The 16,557-nt window shown below is 69.5% G+C and carries 15 protein-coding genes; 9 read left to right on the top strand and 6 right to left on the bottom strand.

Annotation, left to right across the window (positions count from 1 at the left end; genetic code table 11):
- Positions 1-88: 88 nt before the first annotated feature.
- The 4 genes from dnaE (at position 89) to SLW55_RS17610 (ending at position 6,459) form a co-directional block, all read left to right on the top strand.
- Complete coding sequence (gene dnaE / locus SLW55_RS17625) at positions 89-3,676, top strand: DNA polymerase III subunit alpha (protein WP_267099336.1); 3,588 nt, start codon at positions 89-91, stop codon at positions 3,674-3,676.
- Between the two features lie 55 nt (positions 3,677-3,731).
- A complete protein-coding gene (locus tag SLW55_RS17620; RefSeq protein ID WP_017912019.1) occupies positions 3,732-4,601 on the top strand; it encodes a hypothetical protein in 870 nt (289 codons plus the stop codon).
- A 115-nt stretch (positions 4,602-4,716) separates the two neighbouring features.
- Positions 4,717-5,676 carry an acetyl-CoA carboxylase carboxyltransferase subunit alpha gene (locus SLW55_RS17615; RefSeq protein ID WP_017908798.1) on the top strand — a complete coding sequence of 320 codons (960 nt, stop codon included), beginning with the start codon at positions 4,717-4,719 and terminating at the stop codon, positions 5,674-5,676.
- 24 nt (positions 5,677-5,700) lie between these two features.
- Positions 5,701-6,459 (top strand): tetratricopeptide repeat protein, encoded by a 759-nt coding sequence (locus SLW55_RS17610; protein ID WP_017908799.1) that lies wholly within the window; start codon positions 5,701-5,703, stop codon positions 6,457-6,459.
- 73 nt (positions 6,460-6,532) lie between these two features.
- On the opposite strand, the gene SLW55_RS17605 is transcribed toward SLW55_RS17610, so the two are convergent.
- On the bottom strand, positions 6,533-6,991 hold the full coding sequence (locus tag SLW55_RS17605; RefSeq protein WP_295910465.1) for a CopD family protein: 459 nt from the start codon (positions 6,989-6,991) through the stop codon (positions 6,533-6,535).
- An 81-nt stretch (positions 6,992-7,072) separates the two neighbouring features.
- Here SLW55_RS17605 and SLW55_RS17600 point away from each other — a divergent pair, with 81 nt between their 5' ends.
- Together SLW55_RS17600 and phaZ are read left to right on the top strand one after the other, a co-directional pair.
- Positions 7,073-7,678 carry a class I SAM-dependent methyltransferase gene (locus SLW55_RS17600; protein ID WP_295961420.1) on the top strand — a complete coding sequence of 202 codons (606 nt, stop codon included), beginning with the start codon at positions 7,073-7,075 and terminating at the stop codon, positions 7,676-7,678.
- 63 nt (positions 7,679-7,741) lie between these two features.
- Entirely contained in the window at positions 7,742-9,058 is a 1,317-nt protein-coding gene (gene phaZ / locus SLW55_RS17595; RefSeq protein WP_226978616.1) for a polyhydroxyalkanoate depolymerase, read from the top strand.
- A gap of 45 nt (positions 9,059-9,103) precedes the next feature.
- On the opposite strand, the gene SLW55_RS17590 is transcribed toward phaZ, so the two are convergent.
- The gene (locus SLW55_RS17590) at positions 9,104-10,030 is read right to left on the bottom strand and encodes a sensor domain-containing protein (RefSeq protein WP_295970117.1); all 927 of its coding nucleotides are present in this window, start codon (positions 10,028-10,030) and stop codon (positions 9,104-9,106) included.
- Positions 10,027-10,392 (bottom strand): PadR family transcriptional regulator, encoded by a 366-nt coding sequence (locus SLW55_RS17585; RefSeq protein ID WP_017908804.1) that lies wholly within the window; start codon positions 10,390-10,392, stop codon positions 10,027-10,029. Before SLW55_RS17585 ends, SLW55_RS17590 begins: the two co-directional genes overlap by 4 nt.
- Positions 10,393-10,563: 171 nt before the next feature.
- On the opposite strand from SLW55_RS17585, the gene SLW55_RS17580 reads away from it, so the two are divergent.
- Both SLW55_RS17580 and SLW55_RS17575 read left to right on the top strand, forming a co-directional pair.
- Positions 10,564-12,333, top strand: a complete 1,770-nt coding sequence (locus SLW55_RS17580) for an XVIPCD domain-containing protein (protein ID WP_320745490.1) — start codon at positions 10,564-10,566, stop codon at positions 12,331-12,333.
- Positions 12,334-12,434: 101 nt separating this feature from the next.
- Positions 12,435-13,355 (top strand): peptidylprolyl isomerase, encoded by a 921-nt coding sequence (locus tag SLW55_RS17575; RefSeq protein ID WP_295941924.1) that lies wholly within the window; start codon positions 12,435-12,437, stop codon positions 13,353-13,355.
- Positions 13,356-13,385: 30 nt separating this feature from the next.
- Here the strand turns inward: SLW55_RS17575 and SLW55_RS17570 are convergent, their stop codons facing one another.
- Both SLW55_RS17570 and SLW55_RS17565 read right to left on the bottom strand, forming a co-directional pair.
- Positions 13,386-13,898, bottom strand: coding sequence for a DinB family protein (locus SLW55_RS17570; protein WP_320745489.1), 513 nt, complete (start codon positions 13,896-13,898; stop codon positions 13,386-13,388).
- A 78-nt stretch (positions 13,899-13,976) separates the two neighbouring features.
- The gene (locus SLW55_RS17565) at positions 13,977-14,903 is read right to left on the bottom strand and encodes a DMT family transporter (protein ID WP_052250765.1); all 927 of its coding nucleotides are present in this window, start codon (positions 14,901-14,903) and stop codon (positions 13,977-13,979) included.
- 216 nt (positions 14,904-15,119) lie between these two features.
- Here SLW55_RS17565 and SLW55_RS17560 point away from each other — a divergent pair, with 216 nt between their 5' ends.
- Positions 15,120-16,061, top strand: coding sequence for a LysR substrate-binding domain-containing protein (locus SLW55_RS17560; RefSeq protein ID WP_017908809.1), 942 nt, complete (start codon positions 15,120-15,122; stop codon positions 16,059-16,061).
- A 100-nt stretch (positions 16,062-16,161) separates the two neighbouring features.
- Here SLW55_RS17560 and SLW55_RS17555 read toward each other — a convergent pair whose 3' ends face one another.
- Entirely contained in the window at positions 16,162-16,548 is a 387-nt protein-coding gene (locus SLW55_RS17555) for a hypothetical protein (protein ID WP_320745488.1), read from the bottom strand.
- Positions 16,549-16,557: the final 9 nt, after the last annotated feature.

Below are 16,557 nucleotides of genomic sequence, written 5' to 3'. Positions count from 1 at the left end.
CCCACTCCCGAATCCCCGCCCCTCGCTGTCAAGCCTTGCCCGGCTCGCCCCCCGCCGCTACCCTGCCCGGGCATCGCTCTGGTTCCGCATGTCCACTTCCCGCTTCGCCCATCTGCACATCCACACCGAGTTCTCGCTGGCGGATTCGACCATCCGTGTGCCCGAGAAACCGGATCAGGCTGACCCGAAGAAAGCCAAGCAGGCCAACCTGCTCAGCCGCGCGGTGGAGCTGGACCTGCCCGCGCTGGCGGTCACCGACCTCAACAACCTGTTCGCGCTGGTCAAGTTCTACAAGGCCGCCGAGGGCGTGGGCATCAAGCCGATCGCCGGCGCCGACCTGCTGATCGCCGACGGCACCCAGGCGCCGTGGCGGCTGACCGTGCTGTGCCGCAACCGCGACGGCTACCTCAGCCTGTCGCGGCTGCTGACCCGCGCCTGGCTGGAAGGCCACCGCAACGAAGGCGGCGTGGCGCTGCGCCCGGAATGGCTGCAGACCGGCAGCGACAACCTGTTCGCGCTGGCCGGCCGCGAGAGTCTGGCCGGGCGCCTGGCCAGCGAAGGTCGCCACGACCTGGCCGAGCAGCAACTGGCCGACTGGCAGCGCATCTTCGGCGACGGCCTGCACCTGGAACTGACCCGTACCGGCCGCGACGGCGAGGAGGCGTTCAACCAGTTCGCCCTGCACGCTGCCGGCACCCGCGGCCTGCCGGTGATCGCCAGCAACGACGTGCGCTTCCTGTACGCCAGCGACTTCGCCGCGCACGAGGCGCGCGTGTGCATCTCCTCCGGCCGCGTGCTCGACGATCCCAAGCGACCGCGCGACTACAGCGACCAGCAGTACCTGAAGTCGGCCGAGGAGATGGCCGCGCTGTTCGCCGACATCCCCGACGCGATCGACAACACCCTGGCGCTGGCGCAACGCTGCAACATCGAGATGCAGCTGGGCACCTACTTCCTGCCCGCCTATCCGGTGCCCGACGACGAGACGCTGGACAGCTGGATCCGCAGCCAGTCGCGCGACGGCTTGGCCGCGCGCCTGGAGAAGAACCCGCTGGCGCCCGGCAAGACCCGCCAGGACTACGTGGACCGGCTCGAGTTCGAGCTGGACACCATCATCAAGATGGGTTTCCCCGGCTACTTCCTGATCGTGGCCGACTTCATCCAGTGGGGCAAGAACCAGGGCATCCCGATCGGCCCGGGCCGCGGCTCCGGCGCCGGCTCGCTGGTGGCGTGGGCGCTGCAGATCACCGACCTGGATCCGCTGCCGTACAACCTGCTGTTCGAGCGCTTCCTCAACCCGGAACGCGTGTCGATGCCCGACTTCGACATCGACTTCTGCATGGATCGCCGCGACGAGGTGATCGACTACGTAGCGCGCAAGTACGGCCGCGATCGGGTCAGCCAGATCATCACCTACGGCACCATGGCGGCCAAGGCGGTGGTGCGCGACTGCGGCCGCGTGCTCGGCTTCCCGTACGGCCTGGTCGACGGCGTCGCCAAGCTGATCCCCAACATCCTCGGCATCACGCTGAAGGATGCGATGGGCGAAGGCAAGGACAGCGAGATGGCCTCGCCGGAGCTGATCCAGCGCTACCAGGCCGAGGACGACGTCCGCGACCTGATGGACCTGGCGCGGCAGCTCGAGGACCTCACCCGCAACGCCGGCAAGCACGCCGGCGGCGTGGTGATCGCGCCGACGCCGCTGTCCGACTTCTGCCCGCTGTTCGCCGAACACGACGTCGACAATTTCGGCAAGAACCCGGTCACCCAGTTCGACAAGGACGATGTCGAGCAGGTCGGCCTGGTCAAGTTCGACTTCCTCGGCCTGCGCACCCTGACCATCATCGACTGGGCGGTGAAGGCGATCAACGTGCGCCACGCGCGCGCCGGCGTCCCGCCGGTGGAGATCGCCGCGATCCCGCTCGACGATGCGCCGACCTACAAGGGCATCTTCGCCTCGGGCAACACCGGTGCGGTGTTCCAGTTCGAATCCTCGGGCATGCGCCGGCTGCTGAAGGACGCCCGCCCCGACCGCTTCGAGGACCTGATCGCGCTGGTCTCGCTGTACCGCCCCGGCCCGATGGACCTGATCCCCTCGTTCAACGCGCGCAAGCACGGGCAGGAGGAGATCGTCTATCCCGATCCGCGCACCGAAGCGATCCTGAAGGACACCTACGGCATCATGGTGTACCAGGAGCAGGTGATGCAGATGGCGCAGATCGTCGGCGGCTACTCGCTGGGCGGCGCCGACCTGCTGCGCCGCGCGATGGGCAAGAAGGTGCCGGCGGAAATGGCCAAGCACCGCGAGATCTTCCGCGAGGGCGCGGCCAAGGGCGGCGTCGGCGAGGCCAAGGCCGACGAAATCTTCGACCTGATGGAGAAGTTCGCCGGCTACGGCTTCAACAAGTCGCACGCCGCCGCCTACGCGCTGGTCAGCTACCAGACCGCGTGGCTGAAACGCCATTACCCGGCCGAGTTCATGGCGGCCACGCTGTCCTCGGACATGGACAACACCGACAAGGTGGTCGGCTTCCTCGACGAGGTGCGCAACCTCGGCCTGACCGTGCTGCCGCCGCGCATCAACGCCTCGGCCTACATGTTCGAGGCGGCCACGCCGGACACCATCCAGTACGGCCTGGGCGCGATCAAGGGCGTGGGCCGCGGCGCCTGCGAGGCGATCGTGGCCGAGCGCGAGCGTGGCGGCGAGTACGCCTCGCTGCTGGACTTCTGCACCCGCGTGGAATCGGCCAAGCTCAACAAGCGCACCCTCGAGGCGATGATCAACGCCGGCGCGATGGACGGGCTGGGCGCCAACCGCGCCACGCTGATGCTGCAGCTGCCGGAGGTGATGAAGGCCACCGAGCAGATGGCGCGCGAGCGCGCCTCCGGGCAGAACTCGCTGTTCGGCGGCGCCGACACCAGCACCCCGGCGCTGCGCCTGGACCTGCCGGAGAGCAAGGAATGGCCGCTGGGCCAGTTGCTGGCCGGCGAGCGCGAGACGCTGGGCTTCTACCTCAGCGGCCATCCGTTCGATCCGTACCGCGACGAAGTGCGCGAACTGGTCGGCTGCGACCTGAGCGCGCTGGAGAAGATCTGCGCGCAATCCGGCGGCGGCCGCGGCGGTGGCGACGGCGAGAAGCGCGCCTGGCGCCCGGAGGTCAGCGCGATCCTCGCCGGCCAGGTGGTCGGCGTGCGCCGCAAGGGCGACAGCCAGGTGTTCGTGCAACTGGAGGACGGCCGCGGCCGCATCGAGTGCAGCGCGTTCTCCGACGCCATCGCCGAGTTCGGCCACCTGCTGACCCGCGACCGCATCCTGATCGTCAAGGGCGGTGTGCGCGAGGACGAATTCAACGGCGGCTACGCGATGCGCATCCGCCAGTGCTGGGACTACGAACAGATCTGCACGCACCACGCGCAGCGCCTGTCGCTGCGCCTGGACCTGCGCCAGCGCAGCGCCTGGCCGCGCATCGACGGCCTGCTCGCCCGCCACCGCCCGGGCAAGACCCCCCTGCGCCTGGACCTGCTGCTGCAGTCGGCGCAGGGCGGCATCGCCGGCATGCTCGACCTCAACGGCAGCCATTCGGTGCGCGTGGACCCGCAGCTGCTGGACGCCCTGCGCGGCGACCCGGCGGTGCGCGCGGTGAAGGTCAAATACAACCCGCCATGGGCGAACTGAGCCTGGCGCGCAGCGCGGCGCGCCCGTTGCACATGGCCGAAGGAAGGATGCCGCGATGAAGACCGTGCTGTTCCCGTTCGCTGCCGCGCTCGCGCTGGCGGCGTGCTCCTCGTCCAAGGTCGACTTCCAGATCGACAACCCCACCACCGCGCCGCTGTCGATCACGCTCGACGGCAAGACCCTGCAGGTGCCGGCGCAGCAGGCGCAGCCGGTGACGTTGGCGGCCGGCGAGCACCACCTGCGCAGCGAACGCCTGGGCGATGTGCGCTTCATCGTCTACGCCGATACCAGGGGCGGGCTGATCAATCCGACCCTGAGCGAGTACGTGACCGCGAACGCGATCTACCTCACCGGCCCGGACAAGGCAAAGAACTTCGGTTCGATCAACGCGCGGATCGAACTGAACGGCGTCACCTTCGAAGGCCCGTTCAAACAGACCCACGACCTGTTCATCGACAAGGACTGGACCTTCGGCGTGCGCGAGCCGTTCCCGGACGAGCAGGTCGTCGCGCATGTCGATGCCAGCGGCGGCAAGATCGACCGCAAGATCTTCACTGCGCCGGACTTCATCGCCTACGTCGAGACCGGCATGGGCCAGCCCGGCGCGTTCGAGCGCGCGCGGCCGGGCCGTTACGTGACGCCGCGCTTCGCGCTGGAGAAGGCCCCGGCGACGTTGCCGCCGCTGGACCCGGCCTACGAGGCCCATGCCGGCCCGCTGCGCGCGCTCTACGCGCGCCACCTGCGCGCGACCAGCGCCGACGCGCAGCGTGCCCTGCGCAAGGAAGCCTTCCAGGCGCAGATGGCGTTCACCACCGCCACCGCGACGCTGGGCGCCTCGCTGCCGCCCTCGGCCAACGAGGCCTGCAACACCTTCGTGCACGCCTTCGGCGAGCTGACCGGGCGCAGTGCGCTGGTCGTTCCCTGAACCGCCGCCGCCCCCGGCCAGCCGCGCCCCGCCGACCTTTCCACACCGGAGCGTACGGGCAGTTGCCGTACATTCGGCTAAGCTTCCCCACCTTTGATCCATCCGACGGCTTCCAATGAACCCGAACTACCTCGACTTCGAGCAACCCATCGCCGATCTGGAAGCCAAGATCCAGGAACTGCGCAACGCCAGCACCGGCCCGGCGGTCAACGTCGACGCCGAGGTGGGTGCGCTGGAGGACAAGCTGCGGGTGCGCACCGCGCAGATCTTCCGCGACCTGTCCTCGTGGCAGATCTCGCAGTTGGCGCGGCATCCGCAGCGCCCGTACACGCTGGACTACATCAACGTGTTCTGCGACGAGTTCCAGGAACTGGCCGGCGACCGCGCGTTCGCCGACGACAAGGCCATCGTCGGCGGCCTGGGCCGCATCGATGGCCGCGCGGTGGTGATCATCGGCCACCAGAAGGGCCGCGACACCAAGAGCAAGATCGCGCGCAATTTCGGCATGCCGCGCCCGGAGGGCTACCGCAAGGCGCTGCGCCTGATGAAGCTGGCCGAGCGCTTCAAGCTGCCGCTGCTGACCTTCATCGACACCCCCGGCGCCTACCCCGGCATCGGCGCCGAGGAGCGCGGCCAGAGCGAAGCGATCGCGCGCAACCTGCTGGAGATGGCCGAGCTGAAGGTGCCGGTGATCTGCACCGTGATCGGCGAAGGCGGCTCCGGCGGCGCGCTGGCGATCGGCGTGGGCGACCGCACCCTGATGCTGGAATACGGCACCTATTCGGTGATCTCGCCGGAAGGCTGCGCCTCGATCCTGTGGAAGGACGCCTCCAAGGCCAAGGACGCCGCCGAACAGCTCGGCCTGACCGCCAAGCGCCTGTCCGCGCTGGGCTTGGTCGACAAGGTGATCCGCGAACCGATCGGCGGCGCCCACCGCAACCCCACGCAGATGGCCAAGCGCCTGAAGGCGGTCCTGCTTAACGAACTGGACGCGCTGGAACAGCTGCCGATCGAGCAGTTGCTGGAGAAGCGCTACGCGCGTCTGCGCAGCTACGGGGCGTACGAAGCGGCCTGATCGCGACACAAGGAAGCGTTGTCCATGAATCCCATCGTCCTGCTGTCGCTGGCCTTGCAGTTGGCCTGCTGCGTGCACGTGGTGCGCAGCGGCCGCCCGCTGTATTGGATCTTCATCCTGCTGATCTTTTCGTATCTGGGGATCCTGATTTACGTGATCGCCGAACTGCTGCCGGAGTGGCGCAACGATCCGCGCGCGCGCCGCCACCTGCGCAAGGTCGGCGCCACGCTCGATCCGAACCGCGACAAGCGCACCGCCGGCAATCGCCTGGAACTGGCCGACACCGTGGACAACCGCCGGCAACTGGCCGAGGTGCACCTGGATAACGGCGAGTACGCGCAGGCGGCCGAGGTGTTCGAGAGCGGCTTGCGCGGCATCCACCGCGACGACCCCGGACTACTGCTCGGACTGGCCAAGGCGCAGTTCGGCCTGGACCAGCCGGCCGCGGTGAAAGCCACGCTGGACCGGCTGATCGCCGCCAACCCGCAGTTCCGCTCGCAAGACGGCCACCTGCTCTACGCGCGCGCCACCGAGGCGCTGGGCCAGACCGACGCGGCGCTGGAGGAATACGCCGCGCTCGCCGACGACTACCCCGGCGAAGAAGCGCGCGTGCGCTACGCGCAACTGCTGCAGCGCGCGGGCCAGCCGCAGCGCGCCGGTGAAGTGTTCAACGAAGTACTGAAGCGCTCCAGCCTGGCCCCGCGCTACTACCAGCGCGACCAACGCCAGTGGATCGACCTGGCCCGCAGCGAACTGAAGCAACTCGACAGCCGCAACGCCTAGCTGCTGGCGCAAACCCGGAAAGGGTCGGAAACGGGGACTTTCGAATCCCCAATCCCAAATCCCCAATCCCCGCTCAAAACGGCTTGGCCAGCACCAGCCAGATCACCACCAGCAGCGCGAGCACCGGCACCTCGTTGAACAGGCGCAGCGCGCGCGAGGATGGCAGGGGCTGCGCCTGCCCCACGCGCTTGAGCCAGCGGCCGGTGAAGATGTAGTAGGCCAGCATCAACGCGACCAGGCCGAGCTTGGCGTGCAGCCAGCCGCTGAGGCCGGGCGCAACGACCATCGGCATGGCGTTCGGCAGCACCTTGTAGCCCTGCCACAACGCCAGCCCCAGCAGCAGCGCCAGACCGAACATCATGTGGCCGAAGCGGTACAGGCGCCGCCCCATCAGCGCCAGGCGCTCCTGCACCTGCGGCTGGCCCGCGCTCTCGGCAATGTTGACCAGGATCCGCGGCAGGTAGAACACCGCCGCCATCCATGCGATCACGAACAGCAGATGCAGGGACTTGATCCACAGATAGAGTTGCATGCGCTGGCTCCGTGTCGCTGGCGTAGGATGTGCGGCCATTTTCGCCGATTCGTCCGGCGCCCGCACGGACCACACGCCCGCATGGACAAACAGTACGACGCCGACTACTTCCAGCGCTGGTATCGCCGCGACGGCATCGGCGATGCCGCGCGCCTGGCGCGCAAGGTCGCGCTCGCCGTGGCCCAGGCCGAGTACTACCTGGAACGGCCGATCCGCAGCGTGCTCGACATCGGCTGTGGGGAAGGCGCCTGGCGCGCGCCGCTGCTGAAGCTGCGGCCGAAACTGCACTACCTCGGCTTCGACAGCAGCGACTACGCGGTCGCCCGCTACGGCCGCCACCGCAACCTGCACCCGGCGCGCTTCGGCGATTTCGCCTGGCTGCGGCCGTGCGCACCGGTGGACCTGCTGGTGTGTTCGGACGTGCTGCACTACGTGCCCAGCCGCGAGTTGCGCCAGGGCCTGCCCGGCCTGGTGGAGCTGTGCGGCGGCGTGGCGTTCCTGGAGACCTTCGCCGCCGAGGACGATTTCGACGGCGACCACGCCGGCTTCCAGCCCCGCGCGGCGCGCTGGTACCGGCGCCAGTTCGGTGCGCTCGGGCTGCGCCCGGTGGGCAGTCATTGCTGGCTGGCGCCAGCGCTGACGGGGGATGCGGCGGCCCTGGAGACGATTGGTCTGGTGCCCCATTAAGGTGCAAACCGCGCGGATGCGTTATGCTGCACGGCAGCATACGCTCAGGATGGAAACACCGGCATGCTCTACCAGTGGCACGAACTGACCCGTAACCTGCTCGCCCCCTGGGTGCACCAGGCCGAAGCCAACGCCAAGATCTTCTCCGACCCCAACAGCCTGTGGTCGACGCTGCCGGGCGCCGAGCGCCTGGCCGCGAGCAACGAGTTGATGCACCGCCTCGGCAAGGACTACGAGAAGCCGGCCTGGGCGCTGGACCATGTCGAGGTCGACGGCCACGCCCTGCCGATCGTCGAGCAGGAAGTGCTGCGCAAGCCGTTCTGCCGCCTGCTGCGCTTCAAGCGCTTCAGCGACGACGCCAAGGTCGTGGACGGACTCAAGAAGCAGCCGGCCGTGCTGGTGGTGGCGCCGCTGTCCGGCCACCACGCCACGCTGCTGCGCGACACCGTGCGCACCCTGCTGCGCGACCACAAGGTCTACGTCACCGACTGGATCGACGCGCGCATGGTGCCGCAGTCCGAAGGCGACTTCGGCCTGGACGACTACGTGCGCTACGTGCAGGACTTCATCCGCCACATCGGCGCCGAATCGCTGCACGTGATGAGCGTGTGCCAGCCGACCGTGCCGGTGCTGGCCGCGGTGTCGCTGATGGCCGGGCGCGGCGAGACCACGCCGCGCTCGCTGGTGATGATGGGCGGGCCGATCGACGCGCGTCGCAGCCCCACCGAAGTCAACAACCTGGCCACGCGCAACCCGCTGTCCTGGTTCGAGCACAACGTCATCCATACCGTGCCGCCGGCCTACCCCGGCCACGGCCGCGCCGTCTACCCGGGCTTCCTGCAGCACATCGGCTTCCTGGCGATGAACCCGAGCCGGCACTTCATGTCGCACTGGGATTTCTACGCCAACCTGGTCAAGGGCGACCTGCAGGACGCCGAGGCGCACCGCCGCTTCTACGACGAGTACAACGCGGTGCTGGACATGCCGGCCACCTACTACCTGGACACCATCCGCGTGGTGTTCCAGGAATTCCTGCTGCCGCGCGGGGAATGGGTGATCGACGGCGAACGCGTCGACCCGGCCGCGATCCGCGACACCGCGCTGCTCAGCATCGAAGGCGAACTGGACGACATCTCCGGCCTGGGCCAGACCGCCGCCGCGCAGGACCTGTGCACCGGCATCCCCGCCGCGCGCCGCCAGCACCTGGAAGTGCAAGGCGCCGGCCATTACGGCATCTTCAGCGGCCGTCGCTGGCGCGACATCGTGTATCCGCAGGTGCGCAGCTTCATCGCCGCCAACGCCAACGCCGGCGCCAGCCGCGCGCCGGCGGCCGGCAACGTCACCCCGCTCAAGCGTCGCGGCAGCCGCAAGGCCGGCTGAGCCGCGTCGCGCCCGCGGCCGGCGGTCGCCGGCCGCGACGCCTCGTCATTGCCCCGTGCTGTGCACCAGTAGTTGCTTGGCCAGCAGGCCGTGCAGCTTGCCGACGGCCCGCGCCAGGTGCAGCGTGACAAAGAGCAACACGACACCCAATGCGGTGGACAGCGGCAGCAGCCACAGACCTGCACCGGCGGCGCCGAGATCGCCGAACGCCACGCCAAGATAGAAGTGCTCGGGGAACAGCAGGCCCAGTGGTGCCGCGGCCAACCCCAGCGCGGTGCTGAGCAGGGTGACGAACACGGTGAAGTAGGCGATCCCCAGCGGCAGCATCAGCAGGAAATACAGCATCGTGGTCCAGGTGCGCGCATCGGTGAACATCTGCCCGATGCGCTGCAGCCACGGCTGTTCAGGGGCGCTGTACAGCGGCCGGCGCGGCATGCGCTCGCCCAGCAGGACTTCCACCACGCGGCCCTCCACCAGCGACAGCAGCCGCACCGACCCGAAGAACAGCACCAGCAGCGGCACCCCGACGATCAGGATCAGCAAGCCCGCCGACACGCTGACGCCGGTGACCAGCCAGGTGAAGTAGAAGATGCCGGTGACCAGCGACAGCAGCATGTAGAACAGGCTGCCGTAGGCGCGCGGGTCGGCGATCACGCCGAAGAAGCGCCCGGCCAGCGACTTGCGCTTGGGCGGCGCCGGCGGCTTCAGCGCGCGGCTCACCGTGACCTCGGTATCGCGGTAGATCTCGGCCACCTCGTCCGGCGCGCCGTAGCTGCCGGCGACGCCGGCGATGACCTCGGCCTCGCTATTGCCCGGCTGCTCGGCCAGCTCCGAGCGCAGGTATTCCTCCGCGTCGTACAGCGCGTCCTGGATCAGCGCGGGGTCGGCGCCGCCCAATGCCGCGCGCAGTTGCGCCAGGTAGTCGGGAATGGTGGTCGGCAAGGGCCGCGGTGCGGTGTGTGCGCTGCTCATTCTGAAATCCCCTTCAGCACGGAATCGACGGAATCGCGGGTGGCGCGCCACGCCGCGGCCCATTGCCGCAGCGTGGAAAGACCCGCCGCGGTGATGCGGTAGTAACGCCGTGGCGGCCCCGCCACCGACGGCTCGACATGGCTGGACAGCAGGCCGGCCGCCTCCAGGTTGCGCAGCACCGGATACAGCGCACTCTGCTTGCCGCTGAGCACACCCTCGCCCACCTGCTCCAGGCGCTTGGCGATCAGGTAGCCGTACAGCGGCGCCTCGGCGGCGGCCAGTACCGCCAGCAGGGCCAACGACACGGTGCCGGCGCTCAGCTCCTTCTGGAATTTCTTCAGCTGTGCATCCGGCTCGACCATGGCGCCCTCGCTAGGTTGATCTAGATACTAGTACCGAGTTCGACATAGTGATCGTGCCATTGGTCATGCACGCCGCCCAGGCGCCGCGATTGCCGCGGCAAACGTTTCGACAACGTCGCGCGCCCTACACTCGTGACGGTTCCGTTCCACATGCATTCCAGGAGGTATCGCATGAGCCCGTCCCCCACCGAACAGCAACCCGGCCAAGCCACCGACCCGAGCTTCGCCAGTTCCGGCAACCAATACTCCGCTGGCCCGATCAAGCGGGATCCGAACGCTGGCGCAGGCTCGCTCGAGTACAGCCGTACGGTCACCGAAGCCAGGCGTGGCCCACTGGAGTACGCCTTGGTGCAGACCGGCAAGGTCGGCGCCGGCAGCAAACAGGAAGACGGCAAGACCGTGTTCAACGTGGAGATGGAGTTCACCCAGGGCCATCGCATCGAGGGCGCATTCAAGGCCGGGCGCCTGGCCGTCGACGGCAGCCTGACCCAGGCGGTCGGCGAGCGCGGCCGCTACGAGGTGCGCCTGCCCGGCGAGGCCAAGGCCGAAGCCGCTACCCAGGTGAATCCGTTCGACCCGCAGACCATCCCGGTGGACGGCAGCGTCAAGCTCGATGGCCAGGCCTTCGCCAAGACCTCGATGGAGGCGACGTTTCGCGGCTTGGCTACCTCCAGCGAGCGCACCGATGCGGCCGGCATGAGCTACGCCGTGCAGCGCGTGGACGAGCACAGCGTGCGCGTGGCGGTCGGCCCGACCCAGGCGCTGGAGCGGCTGGAGGCGGTCGGATTCAAGACCGACATCGCCCAGGCCATGCTCGGCCGCCAGGACGCGCTCGGCCAGGCGACCATGCGCACCGCCACCTTCGACCTGCGCGAGCCGCAGGCGCAAGCCGCCTATCGCGACTTCCTGGCCAGCGGCAAGCTCGCCGCCAACGTACCCGGCGTCAGCGACGTACAGAAGGTCGAAAGCCTCACGATGAGTTCGGAAACCCGCGCCCAACTCGGGGTAGGCCCGTTCAAGGCCGAGCTGGGCGGCCAGCGCAACACCGGGGAGAACGTGCGCACCACCTATGCCGACGGCAGCTACAGCCTGGTCGGCAAGGTGCAGTACGCCGGCAACGTGCCGATGACCATGACCCGCCAGTTCGACGCCGCGAACAACGAGCGCGTGGACGAACGCAGCTACCAGTTCAAGTTCGACAAGGTCGACGAGAACCAGGCGCAGCTGCTCAACTCGGTGCTCGCCGGCAAGGCCGGTGCCGCGGGTCCGGCGAAGGCCGGCCAGGACCTCACCCTACACTTCTCCGAGCGGCAGATGGATGCGCTGCGTCAGCAGTACCAGCGCGCGGCGCAGGCCAGCCCGATGACCGCGCACGAGGCGGCGCAGTACGCCAAGCAAAGTCCGCCGGACTTCGCGATCAGCCTGGCGCGCAACCTGGGCAATTCCCAGTACGGTCTGAGCGAGCGCCTTTTCCGCGTGGCCGACAGCGCCGGCGGCACGCCGGGCGGCGATCTGCAACGCATCGACGCCAAGGCCGAAACGCCAGAGCAGAAGTCGCCGACGGCGCCGACACGCGCCACCGGCAGCGGGCCGGAGCCGCACGCCGCTGCCGCCGCCGACCCGCGGCAACAGGCGATGCAGCAGGCGATCGAGCGCAAGCTCACCCCGTACGATGCCAACGTCGCCAGCAACTTGCTGCTGGCAGCCAGGCGCGACGGCCTGACCCAGGTCGATCACGTGCTGCGCAACGACAACGGCCGCGTGTTCGCGGTGCAGGGCGACCCCAGCGCCGGCGACAAGCGGGTGGCCTACGTGGACGCCGCGCAGGCGGCCACCATCCCGGCGGCGGAAAGCGCCAGGCAACTGGCCGCGCTGCCGCCGCTGCCGAACCAGGCGCCGGTGCAGGACACACAGGAACCGCAGAAGCGCGCGCTGTCGTAGACAGCGCTGTCGGCGGCACGGCGGTCGCGCCATGCCGCCGGCACATTGGCAGCGGCCGCCGCTTCGGTGAGAATCGGGCGCTCACCGACCGGGCCGCCCTCATGCCGCTGCGCACTTCCCTGCTCGCCCTCGCGTTGTCGCTGTCCACCTTCGCCGCGTCGGCCGGGGCACCGCCGCCGGCCGTGCCCTACCGCAGCCCGCAACAGATCCTGGACGCATCCAAGCCCAGCGACTGGCGCACGCTGGATCCGGCCAACACGCTGTACCTGGAGCTGGACACCGGCCGGGTGATCATCGAACTGGCGCCGGCGTTCGCGCCGCAGCATGTCGGCAACATCCGCATCCTGGCCCACGAGCACTTCTGGGACGGCCTGAGCATCTACCGCGCGCAGGACAATTTCGTGGTGCAGTTCGGCGACCCCGATGGCGAGGAAGCGGGCAAGGCCAAGTCGTTGGGCAGTGCCAAGACCCACCTGCCCGCCGAATTTCAGCGCCCGGCCGCGGGCCTGGCGTTCGAGCCCCTGCCCGACCGCGACGGCTGGGCGCCGCAGGTGGGCTTCGTCGACGGCTTTCCAGTGGCGCGCGATCCCAAGGCCGGCACCGCATGGCTGGCGCACTGCTACGGCACGCTCGGCGCCGGCCGCAACAACGACGAAGACAGCAGCATCGGCGCCGAACTGTACGTGGTCACCGGGCAGTCGCCGCGGCAACTGGACCGCAACATCACCGTGGTCGGCCGCGTGGTCAAGGGCATGGAACTGCTCAGCGTGATCCCGCGCGGACCTGACCCGATGGGCTTCTACGAAAAACCCGAACAACGCACCCCGATCCGCGCCATCCGCCTGGCCAGCGACGTGCCGGAGAACGAACGCACCCCGCTGCAATTGCTGCGCACCGATACGCGCACCTTCCGCGAGGTCGTCGAGGCGCGACGCAACCGCCGCGACGCGTTCTACAAGCGCCCGGCCGGGCACATCGACCTGTGCAATGTGCCGCTGCCGGTGCGTACGCCGCCGAAGTGACGCGTCATGCGCGCGCCGGACGGTGCGCGCTCAGGCGCCGCCGACGCTGCGCCGCTGCAGTTGCTGCGCGTGCAGGAAGCGGGTGAACAGTTCGCGCGGCTGCTCCACGCCGCACTCGGTCAACAGCATGGCGATGTTGCCGCGGTGGAAAGCGCCATGCGCGAGCACGTGGAACAGCATTTCCTCTCGGCGCATGCGGCCGGCATCGCCATCGGTGAAATGGAAGGCCAGTGTCTGCTGCAAGGCGGGCGCGTCGATCCGGGCGACATAGTCGGCATACCACCGGTCCGATTCGGCCACCGCCGCACCCAGCGCCTCCAGTTCCGGCGTCTGCGGCGTATTGCTCGCGGTGAACGCATGCGTGCCGCCCTCCAGGTGCGCAGCGAAGATCCGGTCCACCACGTAGGTATGGTTCAACAGCCGGATCGCGCGCTGCCGCTGCGCCGGAAACGCCGCACCATCGATCTGCGCCAGCGCCTGCAGCAGTTCGGCGTTGGCCCAGGCCTTGAAGGCGAACTGCGATGCGAGCAGGGAATCGGTCATTGCGTCGTTCTCAGGCAAAGTGTGGACACGGAATTTGCGGCGCGCCGACGTCCTCGCGCACGCCTGCCAGTTGCGCCGCTACCGCGCGCGCTGGCTGAAGGCGACGCTGCCCAGGATCAGCATGCCGGCCAGCAACATGGTCCAGGTCAGCGGCTCGCCGAGGATCGCCCAGGCCAGCAGCGCGCCGAACACCGGCACCAGATAGGTCACGGTCGACGCGCGCGCCGGGCCGATGCGCTGGATCAGCCGGTAGTACAACAGGAACGCCAGGCCGGTGCAGAGCACGCCCAGGCCGCCGGCGCAGGCCCAGGCGGCGGCCGGCACCGGTGCGGCTGGCCAGTGCGTCCAGGCCAGCGGCGCCAGCAGCAACGCGCTGCAGCCCAGTGTCGACGCGGCCGCCGCGGCCGGCGGCAGATCGCTCATGTGCCGCTTCACCAGGCTGTAGCCGATGCCGTACAGCAGGGAGGCAGTGGTGCCGGCCAGCGCGGCGGGGCCCACGCTGATGCCGGCCGACTTGCCGGTGGCGAGCACCACGATGCCGGCGAAGCCGATCAACAGCGCCAGCGCGCGGCGCGTGCCGATCTTCTCGCCGAAAAACAGGAAGGCGATCAAGGCGGTGAACAGCACGGTCATCGCGTTGCAGATCGCGCCGATCGCCGCCGGCGCATGTTGCGCGCCCCAGGCGAAGAGCAGGAACGGCAGCGCCGAGTTGAGCAAGCCGATCGCCGCCAGGGTCGGCCAGCGCCGCAACGGGAAGCGCGCCCGCGCCAGCCACAGGAACGGCAGCAGCACCGCCGCGCCCAGCGCCAGGCGCAGTTCCACCAGCGCGTAGGCGCCGAACTGCGGCGCGGCCACGCGCATGAACAGGAACGAGCAGCCCCAGACGACGCCGAGGAAACCCAGTTCCAGCGGCGTGCGCCAGTCGCGGGCGGGCGCGCCGTCGGATGCGGAGGCAGCAGCCGCGGAGGCGATGGCCGGCTGCAGGGAAGGATCGGAGGTGGGCATGGAAGAGGCTCGCGGTCGATCGGACACGCGCCGCAGCGGTCGTGCGACGCCACGCATCCGCTGCCGGCTGAGGACGCCGGGCGGCACATCCGCACCGACTCCGCATCACCGCTGCCCGCCGCGCATGTCGTGTTCGGCTGCCAGCATCGCCCTGCACCACGGGGCCGACAAGCGCGTAGTATCGTCGCGAGCCACAAATCTGCCGCGTGTCTGCTCATGCAACTGCGCCCGTCCCTGCTGCCCGCACTCGGCGTGTTCGCCGCCGCGGCGCGCCACCAGAACTTCGCCCATGCCGCGGAGGAACTGCATCTCACCGCCAGCGCGGTCAGCCACCATGTGCGGCGCCTGGAAGCCCTGCTCGGCGCCACGCTGTTCCAGCGCCACGCGCGCGGGGTCAAGCTGACCGCCGAAGGCAGGCAACTGGCCGATGCCGCCAGCGCGGCGCTGGCCGACATCGCCGCGGTCGCCGGCAACCTGCATCCGCAGGCCGACACCGCGCCGCTGCGCCTCACCACGCTGCGCTCGCTCTCGTACTGCTGGCTGCTGCCACGCCTGCCGCGCTTCTGCCAGGCGTATCCGCACGTGCGGCTGGACATCCAGACCGATGCGGCGTTCTCGCGCTTCGAGGAGGGCGGCCCGGATCTGGGCATCCGCTACGGCCAGGGCGCCTGGCCGGGCCTGACCTCGCACCATCTGATGGACGACGAACTGTTCCCGGTCGCCTCGCCCGCCCTGCCGCAACTGGCGACGCTGCGCCGACCCGAGCAGATCGCGCAGTTGCCGCTGCTCACCGACATGTCGCCACAGGGCTGGCGCGACTGGTTCCGCGCCGCCGGCGTGCGCGGCGTGGCGCTGCCGCCCATGCACACCTTCAACGACAGCACCGATGCGATGCGCGCAGCGGTGTACGGCGTGGGCGCGGTACTGGCACGCAAGCACATCGCCCAGCCCTACCTGCAGCGTTACGAACTGGTGCGCCTGCCCGGCCCGGCGCTGACCGCGCGCTATTCCTACTACATCGTGCATCCGACCCACCGCCTGCTCAGCCCGGCCGCCAGCCACTTCGTCGACTGGCTCAAGCGCGAGGCGCTGGACGAGCGCACGCCGATGCCGGCGCTGCCGGCGGAACTGCTCGGGCTGCCACCGAAGGCGGGCTAGCGCCCCTCTCCGCACGCATTCGCAGGCGCGGCCTCCGCCGCGACGGAGAGCGCCTTGCGACGACACAGTCGCACGGCGACGAAGCCGAACGCGGCGCGCGTCAGGGCGACGTTCCTGCGGCTCCCGCGACCTGCACCGCACGCGCGCCCGGCTGCAGGCGCGGCAACGGCCGGATGCGCACGCGGTGGGCACAGACGTCCACATCCGGATACAGCATCGAACGTCCGTTGCGAAAGGTGAAGCGGAGGTCGTAGCGGCATGCGGCGCCTGCGAGCGGGAAGGTCGCTGCGTCACCGCCACCCCGCAACGGCGCACCGAGCGCGACGTCACGGAAGGCATGGCTGCCTGGGGCAGCGACTGCCAGCGCCGTCAGCGCGTCGTAGGCGCGGTTGCTCAATTCCAGATAGCGAACCGGCTCGGCGGCGGCCGCCGCTGCGGTCGCGACGGACAGGGAAAGGGTCAAGGCAAGGACACGGATCGAGGGCATGACAGAGCT

It is taken from the genome of Xanthomonas sp. LF06-19 (assembly GCF_034105425.1).
Classification (GTDB): Bacteria; Pseudomonadota; Gammaproteobacteria; order Xanthomonadales; family Xanthomonadaceae; genus Xanthomonas_A; species Xanthomonas_A sontii.
The sequence above is the reverse complement of the archived record's forward strand: the minus strand, read 5'-3'. Positions and strand labels throughout refer to the sequence as shown.